Genomic DNA, 21,588 nt, shown 5'->3' on the forward strand with positions numbered 1-21,588 from the left:
GCGCTCAGCGCACCACCAGCACCGACACCTCGGCGTGGTTGGCGATGTAGCCGGCATTGGAGGCAAACAGGTGCTCGGCCAGGCCGGGTACATGCGAGGCCATTACCACCAGATCGGCGCCGCTTTCCTTCACCGCCTTGAGCAGGGTGCGGTCCAGATCCACCGCCGGATCCAGACTGATGCAGGCTTTGCTGCTGACTTCGCGCAGCCGGTGTTTGGCCGCCTGTTCGCTGGCGAACTGCTTCAGCTTTTGTTCAAATTCCTCAGGGTTGTGGGCCACTTCGCCGGGGGTGTTGGACGAGACCCCCACATAGCACACGGGAATATCGTACAGCCGGGCCAGATCGGCACCTGTGTTCAGGGCCTTTTCCAGCCGTTCTTCATGGGCCAGGTCGACGGGGATCATGATGTGCTGATACATGCTGGGCTCCTTGTTGCCATCAATCAAAAGGCGGTATTGCCCTGCCTCACAGTATTGCAGAGCGCGCGGCAAGTGCCCGTGCAACGGAATTCTTTGATGTTGCCCGCGCGTTTCACGTTTTTACGCTAGATCCCGTCGAAGGGGTGATATACCGTTGAGTGCCAACTAAAATGGTGCCTTTTGAGCACTTTATTATCCCCCGCAAGGAGCATTGCAATGTTGAAAAAAGCACTGATCATGAGCGCCGGTCTGTTTGCCGCCTCTGTTTCTGCCCAGGCCGATCTGTTCAAACCAGAAGACGCAGTCAAGTATCGCCAGTCCCTGTATCAGGTGATGGCCGCCCAGGCGGGCGTTATTGGCGGCATGGCCAAGGGTGAAATCGACTTCGACGCTGCCGCCCTGCACCAGCGCGCCATTAATATGAGCAATGCTGCCAGCCTGCTGGGTGAAACCTATTTCCCCGAAACCCGCGACGTGGAAGCGAGCAACATGCTGGCCAAGGGCTGGGAAGATACCGAAGGCAGAATGGCCAAGGCCAAGGACTTTGGCGCCGCACTGAAGAACCTGGTGCAGGTGTCCGGCGAAGAAGGCTTTGATCAGGCCCAGGCCCGTGAGGCTGCCGGCGCCCTGTTTAAAACCTGTAAAGGCTGTCACGACAACTACCGCAAAGACTAAGTGCGTATTGCGTGCAAAAAACGCCGGGGCTTGCCCTGGCGTTGTTGTTTTCGCTTACAGCCTGAACAGGGCGTCTACCGCGGCCCAGGCTACCCCGGCGGCCAGCCCAAAGCGCAGCCAGGGAAAGGCCTGCTCATGCCTGAGATGATCCGCCACCCGTTCGGCAGGGGCCTGCTTGCGGCCGGTGAACATGGGGCCCACCAGGTTTTCGCCCCGCAGCCGGTACAGCAGCACGGCGGTGACGTGCAGGCCCACCAGCACCAGTAATCCCCAGTAGAACCAGCGCTTGTGCCAGCGGGTCATTTGCTCGGCCGTGTCATTGGTGACGTAATCGTACAGCGGGCCGGTATAGAAGATATCGTCGGTGGCAAACAGCCCGGTCGAGCCCTGCAGCAGCAGGCCGCCCAGCAACACCAGCACCATGATGCCACCCAGGGGGTTATGGCTCAGGTACACGGGTTTGTGCGGTGTGAGACTGGCGCGCACATAGGCCAGCACATGGCGCGGGTGATAGACAAAGTGGGTAAAGCGGGCATAAGGCGTGCCCACAAAGCCCCAGATCACCCGGTACAGCACCAGGCTCATTAGTATTTGGGCAAACAGCATGTGCCGGTCCATGTCTTCACCGGCGTAGTACCACAGCAGCCCCAGCAGCACCGGCAGGCTCCAGTGGCACAGGCGCACCGACCAGTCCCATACGCGAACCGGGGAAGAAGGAATTGTGCTCATAAACGATGACTCTCCGCGTAACCAGTCGTCCATTAACGGACGGATTGGTATGACCTGCTAATGCAGTAAATTAACGCAGCCAAGGTGCCAAAATAAAACATCCCGGTAAAGACCGGGATGGTTAAAACGGCAAGCGACGGTTTACTGGGCCGGTTCGGCCTGGCGGGTGCGGATCTCGCTGATGGCCTGCTCCAGCCCCTGGCGGTACTGGTTGCGGGTGAGGGCGTCAATCTCCTGCCACTTTTCCCGGGGGGCGAAGTCGAGCTGGGTTTCGGTGACCACATCCTGGCCCTGCAGGGCAACCCAGCGCGGATCATAGTTGCGGGTCTGTTCGCTGTCCCACTTCAGTACCTGATTCACTATGGCCCTGAGCCGCTCGGGGTTACTCAGGGAGTGGGGACCAATGCGTACGCCAAACTGCTGGTTAAGGCGGCTGACGGCGGCGTGGGTGGTTTCATCCCCCGACTTGTTGGCATCGCTGCGGGCGCGCAACTGGGCGGCGTAATACCAGAAGGTGCCCTGATCCTGGTAGTCGTTGTCGAACATGATGGCCGACATTAAATACAGCACCGGTGGCGCATAGTCGTTGGGGCTTTGCAGAATGATATTGATGGTATCGGCCTTGCCGCCGGTAATGTCATCCATTGCCTGCTGCGAGCGGCTTACGTCAATTTGTGCGAACTCGCCCTTGGGCGTGATCGGGCCCTGTTCCTGAGCGCCGTTCTGGGTGGCCTGGGTCTGCTCGTCGGCCGGAGTGTCGGCGCCGCTATCGGGCTTGCCGGCACAGGCGGCCAGCAGGACACAGAGCAGAAGCGGGCTGAGTTTTTTCATGGTGCAGTCTCTTGAAAAAGTAATATATCCAGCAAAGCGGTAAACGCGGATCAAGTCAAGAGACAGACTCGTTTAACGCCTATTGGCGCGTCTGTTTTTGCCAGAACAGACGAATATCCTGACGGTAGGAGGCGGGAATACTGCGAGAACACATCAGCACCACCTCGTTGCCCCGGCGAATGCCGCGAATGGTGCCCTTGAGGGTTCGGGCATCGTCCACCATTTGCCGGCAATGACTGAGCAAATTCTGGGGAGGGGAGCCACGTTTGACCTTGAGGTGTGCACCGTGAATGGTGATGCAGAAACTTTCCTGGCGCCGGCGCAGCAGATAGAGCAGCGCAAACAGCGAGGCCGAGGTTGCAGCCAGTATGCCGAACATGGTTTTCTTCCCTGAAAACATTGAATACAAATGATGACATTTTGAACGTCAAAGGCAATAACTCCTGTGCAAAAAATACGAATCGCCAGCTTTAATGTGGCCCTGGATCGCACTACGCCCGGTGCCTTGGCCGCCGAGATAGAAAGCGGCAGCCCGCAGCTATACCATCTTGCCGCCATGGTGCAGCAAGTGCGCCCCGATATATTGCTGCTGAACGAGTTCGATCACGGCGGCGAGGCCAGCGACACTCGCCACCTTACGGCCTTTGCGGCGCGTTATCTGGCGGCGGGCAAGGAGGGCATTGAGTATCCTCATCGCTACCTGACGCCGGTCAACACCGGACTGGCGGGGCCACTGGCGCTGAACGGCGGCGCGGTACCCGTGTTGCCGCAAGACGGCCTGGGCTTTGGCGCGTTTCACGGTCAGTATGGCTTTGCCATGCTGTCCCGTTTTCCGCTGGAAACCACCAGACTGCGCACCTTTCGCCGCTTTTTGTGGCAGAACATGCCCGGCGCCCGGCTGCCTCGGTGCGATGGGCAATCTTACTATTGCCCCGAGGTGCTGGCGTTTTTGCCGCTGTCGTCCAAAAATCACGTCGATCTGCCGGTGCGCCTGCCGGACGGACGACTGTTGCATCTGCTGGCCTGCCACCCGGCGCCGCCCATCGATGAGGGCCCGGAGCGGCGCAACAGCTGCCGCAACCACGACGAGTTGCGGCTCTGGCACGACTACATACAGCCGGGCCGGGGTGATTATCTGATAGACGATCAGGGCCGGCAGGGCGGGCTGGCGCCGGGATCCGACTTTGTGATCCTGGGGGATCTGAACGCGGATCCGGCCGACGGTAACGGTTATCGATCAAGGATCCGCGCCCTGCTGGCCGATCCGCTGCTGAATCAGGAAGTCAGCCGGGGGCGGCTGCGGCCGGCATCAGAGGGTGCCCGCCGGCTGCGCCCGCTTGAACCCCGTCGGGGCCCGGCCCGGTTGTGGACCCATGTTAACGGCCTACGGCTGGATTACGTGCTGCCTTCTGCCGGCCTTGAGGCACTGGCCAGCGGCGTGCACTGGCCCGCTCCGGAGCAGGATGAATCCGGCTGGTTCTGGCGGCGCAACGGCCGGCCGGCGCGGCGCTCACAGGGATCGGATCACCGGCTGGTATGGGTGGATATCGCCCTGTGATGTGAGAGTCTTCACGGTTTTACCGGGCTGAAAAGCAATAACGGGAGCGACATCAAACATTGGGTATGAAAGGCTGGGAAGTGACCATTTTTAACGATTAAATGCTTTTCGAGACCCTAGATTGCTTTCGAAGCTTCAGTTGTCCGGGATGGTGACCCGGAGAATTTGCTGAATTTCTTCATATCGGGGCAGGCCGTTCGGCCTGCCCCTTTTTTCGTCCGTTTTTCACGCTCTTGCCTGCCTTTTGCCGCCCTGTGAGCGCGGTGGTTTCCGGCTGCCGGCCGTCCCCTGAACAAATGTTTCATGCTTTTCACATTAGTGGAATAAGTGCATTTAAATCGCCATGTTTTCCCATATTGTGAGAATTAAGTTTTACACCGTTCGCTTTCTGAGCGAAGGTCGCGCCCCCAGGAGGACATCATGGCTGAAAAAACACCATCCCAGGACAAGGTATTTGCGCTGTTATCGGCGCTGGCCGTGGCGCCCGAGCCACTCACGGCCCGGGCCCTGGCGGAGCATACCGGCCTGCCGCTGTCGAGCACCTACCGTTATCTGGCCACCCTGACGCGCTGGTCGCTGGTGCAGGAGCGGCACAGCGGTCACTACGCGCCCGGCCCCATGGCGGTGCAGCTGGCGGCGGGGTTTGAGCAGCACAACAGCGTGCTCACCTGGGCCCGGCCTCTGCTCAGCGAGCTGGCGGTGCGTACCGGGGAAAGTGCCGCCCTGATGATGTTGTCGGGTCGTCGCGCCTTGTGCGTGGAGATGATCGACAGCCCCCAGGCCCTGCGCTGCTGTTATCAGAAGGGCCATTCCCAGCCGCTGCTGCGCGGTGCCAGCGCCAAGGCGCTGCTGGCTTTTGCCGAGCCGTCGCTGCGCGACGGGGTTCTGGACGATCTGGCTGTTGCCGACCAAGTGGCGCTGCAGGCCGAGCTGGCCAGCGTACGCGAGCAGGGTTACGCGGTGTCGGAAGGGGAAATTGACCACAATATCTGGGGAGTGAGTGTTCCCGTACTGAGCAGCCGGGAACACCTGCTGGGGGCCATCAGCCTGATGGCACCGGCAGCACGGGTGGGGCCCGCCGCCGGCCAGTGGATTCGCTGGACCTGTGATGCCGCCCAGCGCCTGGGCGCCATCAGTTACTGAACACCAATGCAGGAGTCAACCATGAAGCAAACCACCTACAAAATGGCCGACATGAACGTCTGGCAGGGTCGCATCGATACCGAAGAAGGCCCGCTGGCCCGGCGCTGGCATCAGCAGGTGCAGTCGCTGGCCGGCACTTCGCCGGCCGGGGTGGCGCTGCTTGGCTTTTGCAGCGACGCCGGCGTGCGCCGCAACCAGGGTAACCCCGGTGCCGCCATGGGACCGAAGGCCCTGCGTGCCGCCGCCGCCAACCTGTCCTGGCACGGTAAGCACCCGCTGTATGACGGCGGTGACGTGATCTGCCACGAAGACGAGCTGGAAATGGCCCAGTCGCTCTATGCCGAGCAGGTGGCCCGGCTGTTGGGCGCCGGCCACCGGGTTGTGGGCCTGGGCGGCGGCCACGAGATTGCCTATGGCAGCTTTACCGGCCTGATGCGTCACCTGCAGGACCAGCCGGCCCTGCCGCGGGTGGGCATCATCAACTTTGATGCACACCTGGATTTGCGTCGCTCCGCCAAGGCCAGTTCCGGCACCCCCTTTAATCAGTGCGCGCTGCTGTGCGAGCAGCTGGGAACTCCCTTTCACTACACCTGTATTGGCGTGAGCCGTTATCACAACACGGCGGCGCTGTTTGAACGGGCCGAGCAGCTGAACACCCGCATTGTGCTGGATGAGCAGCTGGCCGGCTGGAACCCGGTGCCGATGTTTGACGCACTGGATCAGGCCCTGGCCGAGGTAGACGTTATCTACCTGACCATTTGCCTGGATGTATTGCCTGCCAGCCTGGCCCCCGGCGTGAGCGCGCCGGCGGTGCGGGGCATGGACATGGGTCTGCTGGAAGCGGCGATCGACCGCATTCTTGCCAGCAACAAGGTGATGATGGCCGATATTGCCGAGCTCAATCCGGCGCGTGATCACCAGTCACTCACGGCCCGCGTGGCCGCCCGCCTGTTGGCCCGCCTGGCCGGCTGACAGGCCCCTCAAGCTGTATTTATAGGGAAGTTTTATGAACGTGATTTCATTCGATGTGATGACCACCACCACCCTGGCGGCGCTGCTGCTTATGTTGGGTATGTACCTGCAACGGCGTATACCCGTGCTGCACCAGTTGTGCGTGCCGGCGCCGGTGATTGGCGGCTTTGGTTTTGCCGTGTTTGCCTGGCTGGCACGGGACTGGGCCCAGGTGGAATTCAAATTCGATCTGTCGCTGCAAAGCCCGCTGATGATCGCCTTCTTTGCCACCGTGGGCCTGGGCGGCAGCCTGGCGCTGCTGAAAAAGGGCGGCAAGGTACTGGGCGTCTATCTGGTGGCCTGCTGGCTGCTGGCCATTTTGCAGAATACTCTTGGGATTGGCATTGCCTCCTTGCTGGGTGAGCATCCGCTGCTGGGCCTGATGGCCGGTGCGGTATCGCTGGAAGGCGGCTTTGGCGCCGCCGCCGCCTTTGGTCCCGAGGCCGAGGCGCTGGGCGTGACCGGCGCCACCACGGCGGCGCTGGCGGCCGCCACCTTTGGCATGGTGGCCGGTGGCCTGCTGGGGGCGCCCGTGGCCCGCTTGCTGATCAAGCGTCATGGCGTGAGCATTGAAGCCGAGCAGGTACACGAGCTGGAAGCGCTGAAAGAGTCGGAAAAACCGAGCCGTGAGCCGGTGACCGGCACTCTGCTGCTGAAGAGCGTGGCCGTGGTACTGTGCACCATGGTGGTGGGCCTGTGGCTGAGCGGTAACCTGCGCGAACATTTCGACATTATTCTGCCGTCTTACGTGGGCGCCATGTTTGTGGCCATCGTGATCCGCAATCTGAATGAAGTGGTACGCCTGCTGCCGTTGTCCGACAGCGCCAACAACGTGGTGGGAGATTTCTGCCTGGGCATCTTCCTGACCATGGCGATGATGTCACTGAAACTGTGGCAGCTGGCGGATCTGGGTGGCTCGCTGATCATTATTCTGGCCATTCAGACCCTGGCCATTATTCTGCTGGCTTACTTCCTGATGTTCCGGCTGATGGGGGGTAACTATGACGCCGCCGTGTTGTGCGCGGGCTTCGTGGGCCACGGCCTGGGTGCCACCCCCAATGCGGTGGCCAACATGGGGGCGGTATGCGATCGCTACAAGGTGTTCTCCCACAAGGCCTTTATCGTGGCGCCCCTGTGCGGTGCTGTGCTGATCGACATTGTGGCCATTCCCGCCATTACCTGGTGTCTGAACGTGTTTGGCTAAGGCCAGCACTTCAGCACTAAAAAGGCCGACGCATGCGTCGGCCTTTTTCTTTTGTGAGCGCCAGCGTTACTGCTGACGTTGGCGCAGAAAGGCGGGAATATCCAGTCCTTCCTGGGCCGGCTGACTTTCCGTCTGCTCGGGCTGCGGTGGCTGCACCGGCGCTATGGTCTCTTTCGGGGGCTGAATGCCGGTGGCGATCATGGTGACCTGAATGCTGTCGGTCAGATCCGGATCCAGGGTGATGCCCGAGACCACGGTGGCGTCTTCGCCCACGCACTCGGCCACCCGGTCGCCAATTTTCTGAAAGTCGTCGAGGCCGATGTCCATGGAGGCGACCACGTTCAGCAGTACGCCCCGGGCCCGCTCCAGCTCCACCTTTTCCAGCAGCGGGTTGTTCAGGGCCTGCAGGGTGGCGTCTTCCACCTTGTTGTCGCCCTTGGCCAGGCCAATACCCATCACCGCCTTGCCCTGCTGGCTCATGATGGTGCGCACATCGGCAAAGTCGATGTTAATCAGGCCGGTCTGGCCAATAATGTCGGCCAGGCCGCGCACCGCGTTCTGAATGACCTTGCTGCTTTCGGAAAAGGCCTTGAGCAGGGGCGTGCGAGCGCCCAGCACCCGCAGCAGGTAGTCGTTGGGTAGCACCAGCAGGGCGTCGGTGTGCTCGGCCAGGGTATCGAGGCCGAGCTCGGCCATTTGGGCGCGCTTTTTGCCTTCAAACCCAAAGGGGCGGGTAACGATGGCCACCGTCATGATGTTCATGTCCCGGGCGAGGCGGGCCACCACGGGGGCTGCGCCGGTGCCGGTGCCACCGCCCATGCCGGCGGTAATAAAGCACAGATCCGCGCCCTGCAGGCGGGCGCGAATGTCGTCTTCACTTTCTTCGGCCGCCTTGCGCCCCACCTCGGCTTCGGCGCCGGCGCCCAGGCCCCGGGTCAGCTCCCGGCCCAGTTGCAGGGTTTCTACCCGGCATTGCTGCAGGGCCTTGGCGTCTGTGTTCATGGCCATGGTACTGACATGGGCCGGCAGGCTGTGATCGGCCAGCAGGTTAACGGTGTTGCCGCCGCAGCCGCCCACGCCCACCACGCTGATGCGGATGGTGTCGCAGTCGGGTTCGGCGGGCTCAAAAAGGAACTGATCCATCCTGGTCTCCGTGGAAAAACAAAAGGGCTGAACCAGTCAGCCCTTGTCATCGGTGTCGATGCCGTTATTTGAGGGTTTTCAGTGATTCCGGCGCCAGGATTTCTACCTTGCCGGCCATATCGGTCAGCCAGCGACGAAATTCGGGCGAATCTTTCACGTCGGTTTCCACCATCATGCTTTGCTTGTCATAACGGGTCAATCGGGGATTGTGGCCCGGAATGGTCTCTTCCAGCAGGGAGCGGCTCGGGTTGGCGATGCGGCCCACGAAATGAATGGTTTCCGCCTCTTCCTGATAGCCCTTTTCGCGGATCAGCTTGTGCACGCTGAATTCACGGGGCTGGGTGACCGGCCGGCTGGTCAGCTCCACGTCCTTGATGTGCTCAAAGGGAATGCCGTAGATCTTGGGATCCATGTCCGACACGGTGCACAGCAGCATGGGGCCGTCTTTACGGGTAACGATGCCGAGCGGGTTCACCTGCTCGTAGCGCAGCCAGACGGTGCGGCCCTTGATCAGTCGCTTGATCTCGGCGCTGAACTTGCGGCCCCGCCACAGGGCGTCGCGAATGGTGGTGGCGCGGCGCATTTCCGGGCTGCCCGGGAACGGCTTGGGCAGCTGCACCACGTTTTCCATCCAGCGGCTGGCCAGCTCGCTCTGGCTGTCGTTAATGACCTGGGTCGCCTTGTCGATGATGGGATTGAGTTCGGTCAGCACGCTGGCTGGCAACAGATCGGCGGCCTGGTCGTTCCAGGTCTTGAGCGCCATGGCCAGGCCCAGCGGCATAAAGTTGGCGAAGTCGTTCAAACCATTGCGTTCGAAACACCAGCCGTGGGGTTTGCTACGATCATCCGAGGTCAGATCGAACAGGCCCATGCCCGACATTTCTTCCAGATCCCGCTGTACGGTCCGCAGGCTGACCTGAATTCCTTCTTCTTCCAGTTTTTCTTGCAGCTGGCGCGCGGTCAGCTTGTATGGACGATAGGGAACACAGCGCGCCAGGGTCAGTTGTCTCAGCAGTTTCTTACTCATGGTTATGCCCTCTTGCTTGGGATGATTGTATCCTAGGCAGGAGGTGTGACAAGTTTTGACGCAACCTTTTCCCGTCCGAGTGTCGCTATTTTTCTACACACGCCCGAATCGGGACCGTTTCTGACGCGGTGCCCGTTCGCTGAATGAGCACAAAATAATAACTTAAATATCTGATTTGAAAAGACTTTTGTGTTTTTGTGGGGCCTTTCAGGTGGGGTGGTTGGCCGACAGTGCAAGTCTCGTTCGGGCCGTTACCGGGGGCGGATCCCGCTGGAAAAAGAATGTCTTTTGGTGTTGTGCCGGCGTCGCGACAAACAAAAACCGGCCCGCTGCGGGGAGCGGGCCGGTTTTATGGGAAGCAAGGGAATGGATTACAACGCCAGCCAGGACAGCGGTGACTTGCTGATGGCCGCGCCGTAGATATAGGCAAAAATGGCGATGGAGGCCAGTGCCGCGATCAGCCGCTGGCCCGGTGTTTTACCGCGCTTGATGGCGATGGTGCCGACAATGATGTAAAGCACCAGGCCCACCACCTTGGCGGTCAGCCAGGGGCTGTTGCCAAAGGGGATCTGGTTAATGCTGACCGCCAGCCAGATACCGCACAGCAGCAACAGGGTGTCGTTGATGTGGGGCAGGATCTTCAGCAGCTTGTTGCTGACCCGGGCGGGTGAAGGCACGGCCAGCCAGGCTCTCAGCATGAACAGCACTATGCTGATCATGGCAAACATCATGTGCGCGTGTTTCACGGCAAGGTAAGACATGTAGACTCCGAATAAAGCAGTAAGATAGAAAAAATCGTGCCGTTAGCATAACCGTTTGGCGCTGGTCTGAATACCGGTGGCAGGCGACCCGGACCGCGGGTTTTGCTAGTCTGGAGGCAGGTTGTACAACGAGGGTAATTATCAATGAAAAAGAGCTTATTGAGTCTTGCTCTGCTGGCGGCACCGGTACTGGCGGCGCCAGCCCAGGTCACCGTATACAAGTCGCCCACCTGCGGCTGCTGCGAAGACTGGGTGGATCACATGCGCGAGTCCGGCTTTGAGGTGAACAGCATCGACACCGAATACATGGGCGCCATCAAGGCCCGGGCCGGCGTGCAGCAGCAGCTGGCGTCCTGCCATACCGCCGCGGTGGGTGGTTATGTGATTGAAGGGCATGTGCCGGCGGCAGACGTGAAACGGCTGCTGGAGCAACAGCCCGAGGTACGCGGCCTGACCATTCCCGGCATGCCCCAGAGCGCCCCGGGCATGGACATTCCCGGCTCTCCCTACGAGGTGCTGAGCTTTGACGAGCAGGGCAATACGGCCGTGTTCAGTCGTTATCCAGGATAACTTCGTCCGGTTCAAAGGCGATAAAGCGCCGGCCCTTGATCACCAGGGTGCCGGCGGTATTGGGCACGAGCTGTTCGTAAAGGTGTTTGCTGACCTGAAATTCCCGCTCGCGGCCGCCGCTCTCGGGCCGAAAGCTGACATAGTAATTAACCCGGGCCGGCGGCACCTCTGTGTCTTCCTTGCGGGTGCGGCCCATGAACTCCCGCGTTTGCTTGCCGGTGATCACCACCTTGAGGCTGTGTTGAGGCTGAATATGGTCGTAAAACCGCCGGTACAGCTGCCGGCCGATCACCACAAAGGCGATGATGATAATGGCCCAGAGCACGAAAGTGTCCATATTGGCTCCTCCCTTGTCACTGGATTTAGCTTAAAACCTGTGCCAGACGGCGCAAGTGGATTTTTACCATGACGGGGTTCGCTCGTTGCCTGATGGCGGTGCTGCTCTGTGCCGGGCCGGCGATGGCGCAGGGGCTGCCCCCCTGGCTGGAGCTGAACGCCAGTCTGGAGCGGGCTCATGTGCCGGCCTGCCCCAGAGAGCGGGCGCAGGACTTTCGTCTGCACTGGCGCGACGGTGAGCTGACCGGCAGCCTGGCCTACCTCGGCCTGGATCTCACCTGCTCGCGCAGCGGCAGCCCGGGGGCGAAGGGAGAGGGGGAGGCGCTGTCGTTGCTGCAGACCCTGCCAAGCGTCGACTTTGCCATTGACCACCTCATTTTGCATCTGCCCGGTGATGTCGCGCTGAGTGGCCCGGCCCGGCTGCGCCGCAGCGATGCCGGCGTGCTGGTCGACTGGCACACCGACGGCGGCGCCCTTGAACTAACCCTGATCCCCTACGAGGGCGGCTGGCGTTTACAGGGTGATCTGCCCGGGCGGCTGTTGCTGGCGAGTCTGAACGGGCCGGTGCAAATGGAAGGAAACTGGCACCCGGGGCAGGGGCTGCAACTGATGGCCAGTACGGCGCTGCCGGCGCCGTTGTCGGGCACCCTGCGGCTGAACGGACAGCTGGCCACCACCCAGGCCGGCCTGCAATGGCAGTCCGGCACTCGCCTGACCATTACCGAGCTTGGCTGGCGGCAGCTGCGCCTGCACGGGCTGACGCTGCGCCCGGCCGGTCCCCTGCCGCTGAACGGCATCGGCCGCTGGACTCTTGGCTGGCAGGGGGGACGTTGGCAGGATCAGCCCTTGCCCGGTGCACGGCTGGAGCTGGCGCTGACCGATCACCGCCATGGTGACGTCACGCTACACCTTGCCTCCAACCTGCAAGTAAGTGGTCACTGGCGTTGGCAGCAAGGCCTGGCGCTGACCCTGCCCGAGCAGCGGCTGTCACTGGCGGCGGTGGCCGCCTGGATGAACGGCTGGCTGGCCCTGCCAAAGGTGGAGGTGGACGGCGGTGAGCTGCGGTTGTCGGGCCGGGCCGGCAACCTGCCTGGTGCCGCGCAACGATTGAATCTGGCGCTGAGTGACGGCCGGCTGCGCCGGGGCGAGCTGGTCGCCCGGCAGGTGGAAGGACGGCTGGGGCTGGCCTGGCGGCAGGGGCAAGTGAGCCTGACGCCGGACAGCGGTTTGGCCATTGGCGAGCTCAACACAGGGGTGCCGGTGACGAAGATTCATGCCGCGCTGGGCTGGCGCCGGGGGGAACTCTGGTTGTCGGGGCTCACCGGGCGCGTGCTGGAAGGCCGGCTGGCCCTCTCGCCAATGAAACTGAGTGCTCACACACAAGGCGAGCTGCACCTGCAGGACATGTCCCTGGCGCAGTTGCTGAGCCTGGCGGCGGTGCCGGGGCTGACTGGCGACGGCAAGCTGCACGGCCGGCTGCCCTTTGTGGTGGAGGGCCGGCTCAGCGTGAATCAGGGCCGGTTATGGGGGCGAGATGGCTGGGTGTCCTATCAGGCGGGTGAATCCCTGACCACCACCGCCGAGGATAACCTGTCCCTCGGTCTGACTCTGGGCATGCTTCAGGATCTGCGCTATCACCGTCTGGACGCCGAGGTGTCGATGACACCCGATGGCGAGGCCGTGGTGCTGACCCGGTTGCAGGGCCGGGCGCCGGTAATGGGGAAAATGCACCCGGTGAACTTCAATTACCGGCACCAGGAAAACCTGTTACAGTTGCTGGAAAGCCTGCGCTTTGCCGGGCAGCTCAGCGAGCGGCTGCCGGCAAGCCTGCAAGGGGAGACGAACCAATGAAGCCAACAGCCGTAGTGCTTGGGAGCCTTTTGCTGGCTGCCTGCACTCCCCGGGTGGAAGTGATGGTGCCCGACAAACCCATTACGGTGAACCTGAACGTCAAGGTGGATCACGAGATTCGGGTACGCGTGGACCGGGAGCTGGAAAAACTGTTTGAACAAGAGCAGGAACTGTTCTGAGGAGCTGAATATGCGATGGTTGGCGATGTTTCTGGCGGCAACCCTGAGCCTGTCGGCCTGGGCGCTGGATCTGCAACAGGCCAAGCAGCAGGGGCTGATTGGCGAACAACTTAACGGTCTGGTAGGGGCGGTGCAGGGCAGTGCTCAGGTCAGCGCCATTGTCGGCGACATTAACCGCAAGCGGCTCGACAGCTACCGGGATATCGCGCAAAAAACCGGTACCAGCCTGGCGGTGGTGCAAAGTCGCGCCGGCCAGCTCAATATTGAGCGCACGCCCGCCGGTCAGTATGTGCAACTGGCCGACGGACGTTGGCAACGTAAGTAGTCACTATCTACGAAAAAGCCGCCCAGAGCGGCTTCATTTGGCTTTTATTTCCGTTTTATTTGGCATTTTTTCCCGGTTCTGCTGGCTGCCGTCATATTCTATAGATAGTATTCGTTCGTTTTTTATACAAAGCGAGAAGGAGTGACGCGTGCGCAATAGGGTAAGGCTTTGCCTGATGTTAGCATGGGTGGCTTGTGCCAAACCCTATGCCAAAGGAACCGACGTGGAAGTAAAACCGCCTGTCGCCAAGAAGATTCCCCATGTGTTGTTCAACCACGACGACCTTCGCGTGGACAACTATCACTGGATGCGCGATGACGAGCGCGATGATCCCGACGTGCTCAACTACCTGGAGCAGGAAAACCGCTACAGCGAGCGGGTGATGAACCCTCTCGACGAGCTGCAGGAGGAGCTGTTCCAGGAGATGGTGGCGCGCATTCGCCAGGACGACAACACGGTTCCCTATCTGAAGCAGGGCTGGTGGTACCGCACCCGTTACCAGCAGGGCCAGGAATACGGCATTACCGAACGTTACCGCGACGGTCACCCCGAGCAGGTACAGGTGCTGCTCGACGGCAACCAGCGGGCCGAGGGCCAGTCCTATTACGATCAGGGCCAGATGGTGGTGAGCCCGGATCAGCAGACCCTGGCTTTTTCCGAAGACTTTCTGTCCCGCCGCCTGTACCAGGTGCGCTTCAAGTCGCTGGAGACCGGCGAGCTGTACCCCGAGGTGCTGGAAAACACCTCCGGCAACCTGGTGTGGGCGAAAGACGGCAAGACCCTGTTTTACGTGAAACAGGACACCAGCACCCTGCTGCCGTTCCAGGTGTATCGCCATACGCTCGGGACCGATCAGAGTGAAGACGTACTGGTGCATGAAGAGCAGGACAGCGGCTATTACACCAGTATTTACAAGAGTCGCTCCGGAGACATGATTTTCATCGGCGCCTGGAATACCGATGCCAGTGAAGTTCGCGTGATCCCCGCCGACGATCCCTCTGCCGAGCCCCAGTCGTTTCTGCCCCGCCAGCATGGCCATGAATACGATCTGGAACATTTTGAGGGCCGCTTTTACGTGCGCTCCAACAAGGATGGCGCCAATTTCGGCCTGTATGTGGCCGACACTGCCGGCCACCCCGAGCAGTGGCAGCCGGTGATCCCCGCCCGGGACGACGTGTTGCTGGAAGGTTTTGCCCTGTTCCGCGACTGGCTGGTGCTGGAAGAGCGCAGTGAGGGCCTGCTGCAACTGCGCCAGGTAAACCGCCAGAATGGCGACGAGCGCCAAATTCAGTTTGATGATCCTGCCTATGTGAGCTGGATGGGTACCAACCCCGAGGCCGACACCCCCTGGCTGCGTTATGGTTATTCTTCCATGACCCGGCCGGTGACCATTTATGAAGTGAACATGGATACCGAGGAGCGCCGGGAGCTCAAGCAGCAGTATGTGGGCGATAATTTCAACGCCGGCGATTACCGCAGCGAGCGGCTCTGGGTGACCGCCCGGGACGGCTCCCGGGTGCCGGTGTCGCTGGTATACCGGGCCGACAAGTTCAGGCAGGATGGCAGCAATCCGCTGTTGGTGTATGCCTACGGTTCTTACGGGGCCAGTATGGATCCGGACTTCAGCAGCTCGCGCCTGAGCCTGTTGGATCGGGGTTTTGTGTACGCCATCGCCCATGTGCGTGGCGGCGAGGAGCTGGGCCGGGACTGGTATGATCAGGGCCGGCTGATGAGCAAGCAGAACACTTTCAACGACTTTATCGACGTGACCAAATCCCTGGTGAAGCAGGGCTATGGCGACCAGTCCAATGTGTTTGCCTCCGGCGGCAGCGCCGGCGGCCTGCTGGTGGGTGCCGTGGTCAACATGGCGCCTGAGCTGTACAAGGGTGTGGTGGCCGCGGTGCCGTTTGTGGATGTGGTGACCACCATGCTGGACGAGTCGATTCCGCTCACTACCGGTGAATATGGCGAATGGGGCAACCCCAACGATGCCGACTCTTATCACTATATGAAGTCTTACAGCCCCTATGATCAGGTGAAGCCCCAGGCCTACCCTAACATGCTGGTGACCACCGGCCTGCACGACTCCCAGGTGCAGTACTGGGAGCCGGCCAAGTGGGTGGCCAAGCTGCGTGAGATGAAGACCGACGACAACCTGGTACTGCTGCACTGCGACATGGACAGCGGCCATGGCGGCAAGTCCGGTCGCTTTGAGTCTTACCACGAGCTGGCCCGGGAATACGCTTTTCTGCTGGCCCTGGCCGACGAGGAACAAGGCACTCGCCTGGCCGCCGGCCTCAGTGCCCCGGACGATCAGGAAACCCGGTAATTCATTGGCAACAGCAAGCAAGAAAGGGCCGCAATGCGCCCCTTTCTTTTTTGAGTGACAGTCAGGTTCAGCCGCCGATGGACTGAATGATTACCACCAGTACCAGCACCGGGCACACAAAGCGCACATACCAGGGCCAGATTTTCCAGAACAGGCCTTGCTCCACGTCTGGGCAACCGGCCTTGAGCTCGGCCAGCACCTTGTTGCGCTGCCATACCCAGCCAGCGTAGAGGGTGATGCACAGACTGACCAGTGGCTGGGCATACTGGGTGGTGGCGGTGATCACCAGGCCAAACAGGCTGCCGAAATTGAACACGATGATCACGCTGACCAGGGTGCACAGGGCGGTCATCAGCCAGGTGGCCTTGATGCGCGACATGCCGGTGCTTTCAATGGCCAGGGATACCGGCGCTTCCAGCATGGAAATGGAGGAGGTCAGCGCCGCCACTATCATCAGCACAAAAAAGGCAAAGGCGATCAGATACTGGGCCTGACCCATAGTCTCGAACAGTGCCGGCAGCACCGAGAACACCAGGGTGTCGGAGCTCAGCAGGCTGCCGTCTTCGGCAAAAATGGCCACGCCGTTATGCTGGGCCACGTACATGGCCGGCAAAATCAGCAGGCCGGCAAGAAAGGCCACGCTGGTATCGAGCAGGGTGACCTGGGCGGCCAGCGCCGGAATGCTGGACTGACGGCTGAGGTAGGAGCCGTACAACATCATCACCGCCGCGCCCAGCGACAGGGAGAAGAAGCTCTGGCCCAGGGCACCGATGAGCACGTCCCGGTTCAGTACTCGGGAGAAGTCGGGCACCAGGTAAGCCTGCAGGCCTTCGCCGGCACCGGGCTGGGTCAGCATGTAACCGGTGAGCACGATCAGCATCAGCAGCAGCAGCGGCATCAGCCGGCTCGACCATTTCTCGATGCCCTGTTCCAGGCCCCGGCTGACCACATACAGGCTGAGCAGGGCAAACAGCAGGGTAAACACCAGGTTGCGGGAGGTAGAAAAGGCGGTCAGCCAGCCGGCCTCAAGCCCCAGCATTCTGCTGACGGGGTCCAGGGCGAAGGCGATAAACCAGCCGGAGACGATGGCGTAAAAGGTGAAGATCAGGCTGACGGTGACTACCGCTGCCAGTCCCACCAGGCCGGCGAGGGCCTTGCCGCTGCGGTTGCCGGTGAGTTTTTGCAGGGCATGAAAGGGGCCGGCCTGACCGTGGCGGCCAATGGTGATTTCGGCCACCAGCATGGGGTAGCCCAGCAGCGCTATCATCAGCAGGTAGACCAGCAAAAAGGCACCGCCGCCGTTACTGGCCGCTTGAGTAGGAAAGCCCCATATATTACCCACACCGATGGCCGAGCCGGCCGCGGCCATTACGAATCCCAGCTTGCTGCTGAATTGCGCTCTTGCATTCACGTTCGCTTGCTCCTGGTGGCTGTAAATATAACTGTACAGTTCGCTTCAATAGAAAATGGCGAAGACTATGGAGTTTTGCAGAGTTTTTGTCAAAGGAAACCGGGAAGGGCAGGATTCAATAGTGATCACTCTTCTTTAAAAAGCGAAAGATAGGGTGAAAATAACGAAAGTTAAGAGCCATTCGGTGCCTGAGAGTTTGGTCCGTCTGAAGCCGGTTCTGCGGACAATCACAAATTGACCAATCGGGGCTGACCGGCCCGGCACAACAAGGTATGATTCGGCCATTAAAGTTTTGAGCGTGGTGTGTCGTGGGCGTTCGCGCGCAACAAAAAGAAAAGACCCGGCGGTCTCTGGTGGAAGCGGCGTTTCGTCAGCTCAGCGCCGAGCGCAGCTTCTCCAGCCTCAGCCTGCGCGAGGTGGCTCGTGAAGCCGGGCTGGCGCCCACGTCCTTCTATCGTCATTTCAAGGACATGGAAGAGCTGGGGCTGACCCTGGTCGATGAAGGCGGCCTGACGTTGCGCCAGTTAATGCGCCAGGCACGCCAGCGCATTGCCGATGGCGGCAGCGTGATTCAGATTTCGATAAAGACCTTTATGGAATTTATCGACAGCAGTCCCGACGTGTTCCGCTTGCTGTTGCGGGAACGATCGGGGACCTCTGCGGCTTTTCGTCAGGCGGTGGCCCGGGAGATTCAGCATTTTACCGCCGAACTCACCGACTACCTGGAAGAGAAGCAGAATACCAGCCGTGACTATGCCGAGGCCCAGGCCCAGGCCATGGTTACCCTGGTGTTCAGTGCCGGCGCCGATGCGCTGGACATGAACGAGGAAGAGCGTGCCGTGCTGGCGGAGCGCATGATTCTGCAACTGCGCATGATCGCCAAGGGCGCAGATGCTTATAGCAAGGCAAAACGGCTCTAGGCCTTAAATCAGGAAGGATCACTATGTCTGGAAACAAGAACATTCGCCGTAAACCCATTTTGCTGGCACTGCTGGTGGGTCTGTGTGGCAACGCCACCCTGGCCACTCTCAGCGTCAGTGAGCTGGCGTTTTCCATTTTCCCCATTATCTCTCTGGTGCTGGCAGCCCACATGCTGTATCAGGAGTACCTGAGTTCGCCGATGGAAGGTGATACTCCGGTATGCGCCCTGCTGAGTTTTCTGATCGGCGTATTTGGTTACTCCGCTTTTCTGCGCACCGAGTTTCCGGAAATGGGCACCAACTATCTGTCGGTGATGATCACCCTGGTGCTGGTGATCTGGCTGGCCATCAAGATGGGTGTGGCCGAGCGCCCGGCACCCAAGGCCGAAGCCGAAGCGCAGAAGTAAGTTTCTGCCCCCGGAATTTAAAAACCCGCCATTCGGCGGGTTTTTTGTTTTATAGGTCCGTTTCCACCGGCAGGTGGGCTGAACCGCCCCATTCGGTCCAGGAGCCATCGTACACGGCGATTTTTTGGTATCCGGCCAGCTCGGCGGCCAGGGCCAGTATGGCGGCGGTGACGCCCGAGCCACAACTGCAGATGAGGTGTTGCCCTGTGTGCACCAGAGGCGCAAAGGTGGCGTTCAATTGCTCGGCGGGCAGCAGGTGACCGTCTTTCAGCAGTTCGTTAAAGGGCAGACAGACGGCGCCGGGCATGTGGCCGGGGCGCACGCCGGGGCGGGGATCGGCGGCAGCACCGCTGAAGCGTTCACGGCTGCGGGCATCCAGCACTCTGTAATCGTCGTTTTGCAGGGCTTGCTCCACCGTGTCGGCGTCGGCAATCCAGTCAGGCTGACGATGAGCGATGAACCGGCCAGGCTCAACGACGCCGGGCTCGTCCTGCTCCAGGGGCAGACCGGCCTGTTGCCAGGCGGGCAGCCCACCATTGAGCACGGCTACCTTGTCGTGCCCCATGGCGCGGAACATCCACCAGGCTCTGGGGGCGGCAAAGAGACCCAGGCTGTCGTAGATCACCAGGTTCTGGTGATTGCTGATGCCCAGCCTCGAGACTTCTTTTGAAAACAGCGCTTCGTCCGGCAGCATGTGGGGCAGGCTGGCGTTCTGATCCTTGATGCGGCCGTCAAAGTCAAAATAGCGGGCGCCGGGAATACGTTGCTGCCGCCATTCTTCAAACCCGTTACGGCCGCTGGCAGGCATATGCCAGCTGGCGTCCAGCACCACCAGATCGGGGTGGTTCATGTGTTGGGCCAGCCAGTGGGCGTCCGCCAGTGGTGACGGTAATTCCAGTTCGTTCATAAAACCTCCCTCATTAGACAGGATTATCCTAAGAAAGCTCAGGCGGGCACGCCACTCTTTTGTTGCTGTTGAATTCCGTAACGACAACACCCCGCCGGCTTGTGCGAGATCTCTTACTTTGGGTGTGGGAAAAGGCGTTTTCGGTTGCGGAATACAGAGTGTTATTTTCTGTTCTTCTCTTTAAAAACAGCCACTTGTATCTTTAATGCATATTATGGGTGATGACGGCGCCCGGTTTTTTCAGCGGCCGGTGACTTGAGGCAAAGTCAAAGTCCTCTATAGTTAGTGGTGCAAGGAGCAAGGAAGTGGGTCAAGACAGACCGGCTGCCAGGAAAGGCGAAAGGAACACCGCAGGATGCGGTAAGGGACACCTCCCAGGACGGAGACAGTCAAGCAGCTCAGGATGAACTGCGGTCAGGATGACCATAAGGACGCGCCGACGGAACGGTAAGAGGATCGCCTTAAGGAAAAGGTATTGTCAGGGATTGCAGGGAGCAACTTGGTTTACGGATTAACCATACGACAACCCAAAAGGGGGTGACACGATGTCACCCCCTTTTTCTATTGTGTGTTCGGAAGGGAATGAATGAACGACTGGATACCGGTATTCGAGGCGGCCAACGGCCTGGAAGCGCACACCCTCAAGGGTGCGCTGGAAAGCCGTGGCATGGCGGTGCAGTTGAAAGGTGAGGCACTGGCGGGAGCCCTGGGCGAACTGCCCATGGATTTGGCCCAGGTGACCCTGCTGGTTCGAGCCCCGGACTGGCAGCGGGCGCGGGAGTTTGTGCAGGCTTATCAGCAACAAGGCCATCAAAGCTGGCGTTGCGGACAGTGCGGCGAGGAAAATGACGCCAGCTTTGAGATCTGCTGGCGGTGTGGCTCCGGACCCGGAGATCCGGAGCACTGATTCAGCGTTTTTGCTGTTCGTTCAGCTCTTTCAGGCGTGCGCGGTGACGGTGCATGGCAAAGGAGCCAAACACCAGTACTTCCAGATAATCGCCGGCGCTGGGGTTGAGCAGGCTGGATACCTGCTTCAGCATCAGCATTTGCAGCACGTGCATGACCAGTACCACGGCGCCCAGGATCAGCGGCGTGGAGCCGGCTTCTTCAAAACCGGGGCCGAGCAGGGCATAAATGATACCGGCCCAGAACACCAGCATCACCAGCCGCATCAGCAGGTTGAGTACCTTCATTATTTTATTTGCTCCCTTTGATAGAGTTGATAACTGACCTGGCCGGCCTGCTTGTCTTTGTGCAGCCGCCAGTGGTCGGGCAGGGTGGGCAGTGCCAGTCCCTGTTCCCGTTCGATATAAATAAGAGCGTCATCGGCGAGCCAGCCGTTTTGTTCCAGCAGTTCACAGACGTTGGGTAACAGCTCCTTGTGAAAGGGCGGATCGAGAAACACCACATCAAAGGGCGTGGCCGGTTGTTGCAGATACTGCACGGCGTCGGCCTGCACCACTGTGCCCGGTGCCGCCGGCAGGGTGGCCAGGTTGCGTTTCAGCTGGCCGGCCACGGCGGCGTCTTTTTCCACCATCACCACCTCGGTGGCATGGCGGGACAGGGCCTCAAACCCCAGGCTGCCACTACCGGCAAACAGATCGAGGCAACGGCTGCCGCGAATCTCGAACATCAGCCAATTAAACAGGGTTTCCTTTACTCTGTCGGTGGTGGGTCTGAGTCCTTCACTGTGTAACACCGGCAGTTTTCGTCCACGCCACTGGCCGCCGATAAGCCTTATCTGGCCTGTGGCCGCAGTGGTTTTTTTTGCCGGTTTTGCTTTTGCCATCTCGTTTCGCCGTCTTTCAATAAAGTGCTAGTATAAGGCGGTTTTGCACCCATTAAGGGGC

General features: G+C 60.5%; 25 protein-coding genes. 13 read left to right on the forward strand and 12 right to left on the reverse strand.

Annotated features, from left to right (window positions below; translation table 11 throughout):
* Nucleotides 1-4 precede the first annotated feature (4 nt).
* A complete protein-coding gene (locus Q9290_RS13170) occupies nucleotides 5-421 on the reverse strand; it encodes a universal stress protein (RefSeq protein ID WP_306080112.1) in 417 nt (138 codons plus the stop codon).
* Between the two features lie 216 nt (nucleotides 422-637).
* Here Q9290_RS13170 and Q9290_RS13175 point away from each other — a divergent pair, with 216 nt between their 5' ends.
* A complete protein-coding gene (locus tag Q9290_RS13175; protein WP_306080113.1) occupies nucleotides 638-1,096 on the forward strand; it encodes a c-type cytochrome in 459 nt (152 codons plus the stop codon).
* Nucleotides 1,097-1,150: 54 nt separating this feature from the next.
* Here the strand turns inward: Q9290_RS13175 and Q9290_RS13180 are convergent, their stop codons facing one another.
* The 3 genes from Q9290_RS13180 to Q9290_RS13190 all read right to left on the reverse strand — a co-directional run bounded on the left by Q9290_RS13180 (nucleotide 1,151) and on the right by Q9290_RS13190 (nucleotide 3,035).
* Complete coding sequence (locus Q9290_RS13180) at nucleotides 1,151-1,825, reverse strand: cytochrome b/b6 domain-containing protein (RefSeq protein WP_306080115.1); 675 nt, start codon at nucleotides 1,823-1,825, stop codon at nucleotides 1,151-1,153.
* A 141-nt stretch (nucleotides 1,826-1,966) separates the two neighbouring features.
* Nucleotides 1,967-2,656, reverse strand: coding sequence for a hypothetical protein (locus Q9290_RS13185; protein WP_306080116.1), 690 nt, complete (start codon nucleotides 2,654-2,656; stop codon nucleotides 1,967-1,969).
* Nucleotides 2,657-2,735: 79 nt separating this feature from the next.
* Nucleotides 2,736-3,035 (reverse strand): DUF3634 family protein, encoded by a 300-nt coding sequence (locus Q9290_RS13190; protein ID WP_306080118.1) that lies wholly within the window; start codon nucleotides 3,033-3,035, stop codon nucleotides 2,736-2,738.
* 66 nt (nucleotides 3,036-3,101) lie between these two features.
* Here Q9290_RS13190 and Q9290_RS13195 point away from each other — a divergent pair, with 66 nt between their 5' ends.
* The 4 genes from Q9290_RS13195 (at nucleotide 3,102) to gltS (ending at nucleotide 7,572) form a co-directional block, all read left to right on the forward strand.
* On the forward strand, nucleotides 3,102-4,214 hold the full coding sequence (locus tag Q9290_RS13195) for an endonuclease/exonuclease/phosphatase family protein (RefSeq protein WP_306080119.1): 1,113 nt from the start codon (nucleotides 3,102-3,104) through the stop codon (nucleotides 4,212-4,214).
* Between the two features lie 420 nt (nucleotides 4,215-4,634).
* Nucleotides 4,635-5,357 (forward strand): IclR family transcriptional regulator, encoded by a 723-nt coding sequence (locus Q9290_RS13200; protein ID WP_306080120.1) that lies wholly within the window; start codon nucleotides 4,635-4,637, stop codon nucleotides 5,355-5,357.
* A 21-nt stretch (nucleotides 5,358-5,378) separates the two neighbouring features.
* Entirely contained in the window at nucleotides 5,379-6,329 is a 951-nt protein-coding gene (hutG, locus tag Q9290_RS13205) for a formimidoylglutamase (protein WP_306080121.1), read from the forward strand.
* A 34-nt stretch (nucleotides 6,330-6,363) separates the two neighbouring features.
* A complete protein-coding gene (gene gltS, locus Q9290_RS13210; protein ID WP_306080122.1) occupies nucleotides 6,364-7,572 on the forward strand; it encodes a sodium/glutamate symporter in 1,209 nt (402 codons plus the stop codon).
* A gap of 66 nt (nucleotides 7,573-7,638) precedes the next feature.
* Here gltS and ftsZ read toward each other — a convergent pair whose 3' ends face one another.
* From ftsZ to Q9290_RS13225, 3 genes are all read right to left on the reverse strand, one after another.
* On the reverse strand, nucleotides 7,639-8,715 hold the full coding sequence (ftsZ, locus tag Q9290_RS13215; protein ID WP_306080123.1) for a cell division protein FtsZ: 1,077 nt from the start codon (nucleotides 8,713-8,715) through the stop codon (nucleotides 7,639-7,641).
* 64 nt (nucleotides 8,716-8,779) lie between these two features.
* Nucleotides 8,780-9,742 carry a helix-turn-helix transcriptional regulator gene (locus Q9290_RS13220; RefSeq protein WP_306080124.1) on the reverse strand — a complete coding sequence of 321 codons (963 nt, stop codon included), beginning with the start codon at nucleotides 9,740-9,742 and terminating at the stop codon, nucleotides 8,780-8,782.
* A 371-nt stretch (nucleotides 9,743-10,113) separates the two neighbouring features.
* A complete protein-coding gene (locus tag Q9290_RS13225) occupies nucleotides 10,114-10,503 on the reverse strand; it encodes a SirB2 family protein (protein WP_306080125.1) in 390 nt (129 codons plus the stop codon).
* A gap of 144 nt (nucleotides 10,504-10,647) precedes the next feature.
* Here Q9290_RS13225 and Q9290_RS13230 point away from each other — a divergent pair, with 144 nt between their 5' ends.
* Complete coding sequence (locus Q9290_RS13230; RefSeq protein ID WP_306080126.1) at nucleotides 10,648-11,073, forward strand: DUF411 domain-containing protein; 426 nt, start codon at nucleotides 10,648-10,650, stop codon at nucleotides 11,071-11,073.
* Here Q9290_RS13230 and Q9290_RS13235 read toward each other — a convergent pair.
* Complete coding sequence (locus Q9290_RS13235) at nucleotides 11,054-11,410, reverse strand: DUF2500 domain-containing protein (RefSeq protein ID WP_306080127.1); 357 nt, start codon at nucleotides 11,408-11,410, stop codon at nucleotides 11,054-11,056. The genes Q9290_RS13230 and Q9290_RS13235 overlap by 20 nt on opposite strands.
* Before the next feature lie 68 nt (nucleotides 11,411-11,478).
* Between Q9290_RS13235 and Q9290_RS13240 the strand changes: the two genes are divergently transcribed.
* From Q9290_RS13240 to Q9290_RS13255, 4 genes are all read left to right on the forward strand, one after another.
* Nucleotides 11,479-13,260, forward strand: a complete 1,782-nt coding sequence (locus tag Q9290_RS13240) for an intermembrane phospholipid transport YdbH family protein (protein ID WP_306080128.1) — start codon at nucleotides 11,479-11,481, stop codon at nucleotides 13,258-13,260.
* Nucleotides 13,257-13,439 (forward strand): YnbE family lipoprotein, encoded by a 183-nt coding sequence (locus Q9290_RS13245; protein ID WP_306080129.1) that lies wholly within the window; start codon nucleotides 13,257-13,259, stop codon nucleotides 13,437-13,439. The genes Q9290_RS13240 and Q9290_RS13245 overlap by 4 nt, the downstream gene beginning before the upstream one ends.
* Nucleotides 13,440-13,449: 10 nt before the next feature.
* A complete protein-coding gene (locus Q9290_RS13250) occupies nucleotides 13,450-13,764 on the forward strand; it encodes a YdbL family probable chaperone protein (protein ID WP_306080130.1) in 315 nt (104 codons plus the stop codon).
* 175 nt (nucleotides 13,765-13,939) lie between these two features.
* The gene (locus Q9290_RS13255) at nucleotides 13,940-16,093 is read left to right on the forward strand and encodes a S9 family peptidase (RefSeq protein ID WP_306080131.1); all 2,154 of its coding nucleotides are present in this window, start codon (nucleotides 13,940-13,942) and stop codon (nucleotides 16,091-16,093) included.
* Between the two features lie 67 nt (nucleotides 16,094-16,160).
* Here the strand turns inward: Q9290_RS13255 and Q9290_RS13260 are convergent, their stop codons facing one another.
* The gene (locus tag Q9290_RS13260) at nucleotides 16,161-17,504 is read right to left on the reverse strand and encodes a sodium-dependent transporter (RefSeq protein WP_306080132.1); all 1,344 of its coding nucleotides are present in this window, start codon (nucleotides 17,502-17,504) and stop codon (nucleotides 16,161-16,163) included.
* A gap of 308 nt (nucleotides 17,505-17,812) precedes the next feature.
* Here Q9290_RS13260 and fabR point away from each other — a divergent pair, with 308 nt between their 5' ends.
* Together fabR and Q9290_RS13270 are read left to right on the forward strand one after the other, a co-directional pair.
* Nucleotides 17,813-18,424, forward strand: coding sequence for an HTH-type transcriptional repressor FabR (fabR, locus tag Q9290_RS13265; RefSeq protein WP_306080133.1), 612 nt, complete (start codon nucleotides 17,813-17,815; stop codon nucleotides 18,422-18,424).
* Between the two features lie 23 nt (nucleotides 18,425-18,447).
* Complete coding sequence (locus Q9290_RS13270) at nucleotides 18,448-18,831, forward strand: YijD family membrane protein (protein ID WP_306080134.1); 384 nt, start codon at nucleotides 18,448-18,450, stop codon at nucleotides 18,829-18,831.
* 49 nt (nucleotides 18,832-18,880) lie between these two features.
* Here the strand turns inward: Q9290_RS13270 and sseA are convergent, their stop codons facing one another.
* The gene (gene sseA, locus Q9290_RS13275; protein WP_306080135.1) at nucleotides 18,881-19,738 is read right to left on the reverse strand and encodes a 3-mercaptopyruvate sulfurtransferase; all 858 of its coding nucleotides are present in this window, start codon (nucleotides 19,736-19,738) and stop codon (nucleotides 18,881-18,883) included.
* Between the two features lie 586 nt (nucleotides 19,739-20,324).
* Here sseA and Q9290_RS13280 point away from each other — a divergent pair.
* Entirely contained in the window at nucleotides 20,325-20,645 is a 321-nt protein-coding gene (locus Q9290_RS13280; protein ID WP_306080136.1) for a putative signal transducing protein, read from the forward strand.
* A gap of 1 nt (nucleotide 20,646) precedes the next feature.
* On the opposite strand, the gene Q9290_RS13285 is transcribed toward Q9290_RS13280, so the two are convergent.
* Nucleotides 20,647-20,931, reverse strand: a complete 285-nt coding sequence (locus Q9290_RS13285; protein WP_306080137.1) for a DUF1145 domain-containing protein — start codon at nucleotides 20,929-20,931, stop codon at nucleotides 20,647-20,649.
* Nucleotides 20,931-21,527, reverse strand: a complete 597-nt coding sequence (gene rsmD, locus Q9290_RS13290) for a 16S rRNA (guanine(966)-N(2))-methyltransferase RsmD (RefSeq protein WP_306080138.1) — start codon at nucleotides 21,525-21,527, stop codon at nucleotides 20,931-20,933. The genes Q9290_RS13285 and rsmD overlap by 1 nt, the downstream gene beginning before the upstream one ends.
* Nucleotides 21,528-21,588: the final 61 nt, after the last annotated feature.

It is taken from the genome of Oceanimonas aquatica (assembly GCF_030732065.1).
GTDB lineage: Bacteria > Pseudomonadota > Gammaproteobacteria > Enterobacterales > Aeromonadaceae > Oceanimonas.

Coding starts and splice junctions, on each gene's coding strand:
- Q9290_RS13170 (WP_306080112.1), bottom strand. CDS start 421: ATGTATCAGCACATCATGATCCCCGTCGACCTGGCCCATGAAGAACGG.
- Q9290_RS13175 (WP_306080113.1), top strand. CDS start 638: ATGTTGAAAAAAGCACTGATCATGAGCGCCGGTCTGTTTGCCGCCTCT.
- Q9290_RS13180 (WP_306080115.1), bottom strand. CDS start 1,825: ATGAGCACAATTCCTTCTTCCCCGGTTCGCGTATGGGACTGGTCGGTG.
- Q9290_RS13185 (WP_306080116.1), bottom strand. CDS start 2,656: ATGAAAAAACTCAGCCCGCTTCTGCTCTGTGTCCTGCTGGCCGCCTGT.
- Q9290_RS13190 (WP_306080118.1), bottom strand. CDS start 3,035: ATGTTCGGCATACTGGCTGCAACCTCGGCCTCGCTGTTTGCGCTGCTC.
- Q9290_RS13200 (WP_306080120.1), top strand. CDS start 4,635: ATGGCTGAAAAAACACCATCCCAGGACAAGGTATTTGCGCTGTTATCG.
- hutG (WP_306080121.1), top strand. CDS start 5,379: ATGAAGCAAACCACCTACAAAATGGCCGACATGAACGTCTGGCAGGGT.
- gltS (WP_306080122.1), top strand. CDS start 6,364: ATGAACGTGATTTCATTCGATGTGATGACCACCACCACCCTGGCGGCG.
- ftsZ (WP_306080123.1), bottom strand. CDS start 8,715: ATGGATCAGTTCCTTTTTGAGCCCGCCGAACCCGACTGCGACACCATC.
- Q9290_RS13220 (WP_306080124.1), bottom strand. CDS start 9,742: ATGAGTAAGAAACTGCTGAGACAACTGACCCTGGCGCGCTGTGTTCCC.
- Q9290_RS13225 (WP_306080125.1), bottom strand. CDS start 10,503: ATGTCTTACCTTGCCGTGAAACACGCGCACATGATGTTTGCCATGATC.
- Q9290_RS13230 (WP_306080126.1), top strand. CDS start 10,648: ATGAAAAAGAGCTTATTGAGTCTTGCTCTGCTGGCGGCACCGGTACTG.
- Q9290_RS13235 (WP_306080127.1), bottom strand. CDS start 11,410: ATGGACACTTTCGTGCTCTGGGCCATTATCATCATCGCCTTTGTGGTG.
- Q9290_RS13240 (WP_306080128.1), top strand. CDS start 11,479: ATGACGGGGTTCGCTCGTTGCCTGATGGCGGTGCTGCTCTGTGCCGGG.
- Q9290_RS13245 (WP_306080129.1), top strand. CDS start 13,257: ATGAAGCCAACAGCCGTAGTGCTTGGGAGCCTTTTGCTGGCTGCCTGC.
- Q9290_RS13250 (WP_306080130.1), top strand. CDS start 13,450: ATGCGATGGTTGGCGATGTTTCTGGCGGCAACCCTGAGCCTGTCGGCC.
- Q9290_RS13255 (WP_306080131.1), top strand. CDS start 13,940: ATGTTAGCATGGGTGGCTTGTGCCAAACCCTATGCCAAAGGAACCGAC.
- Q9290_RS13270 (WP_306080134.1), top strand. CDS start 18,448: ATGTCTGGAAACAAGAACATTCGCCGTAAACCCATTTTGCTGGCACTG.
- sseA (WP_306080135.1), bottom strand. CDS start 19,738: ATGAACGAACTGGAATTACCGTCACCACTGGCGGACGCCCACTGGCTG.
- Q9290_RS13280 (WP_306080136.1), top strand. CDS start 20,325: ATGAACGACTGGATACCGGTATTCGAGGCGGCCAACGGCCTGGAAGCG.
- Q9290_RS13285 (WP_306080137.1), bottom strand. CDS start 20,931: ATGAAGGTACTCAACCTGCTGATGCGGCTGGTGATGCTGGTGTTCTGG.
- rsmD (WP_306080138.1), bottom strand. CDS start 21,527: ATGGCAAAAGCAAAACCGGCAAAAAAAACCACTGCGGCCACAGGCCAG.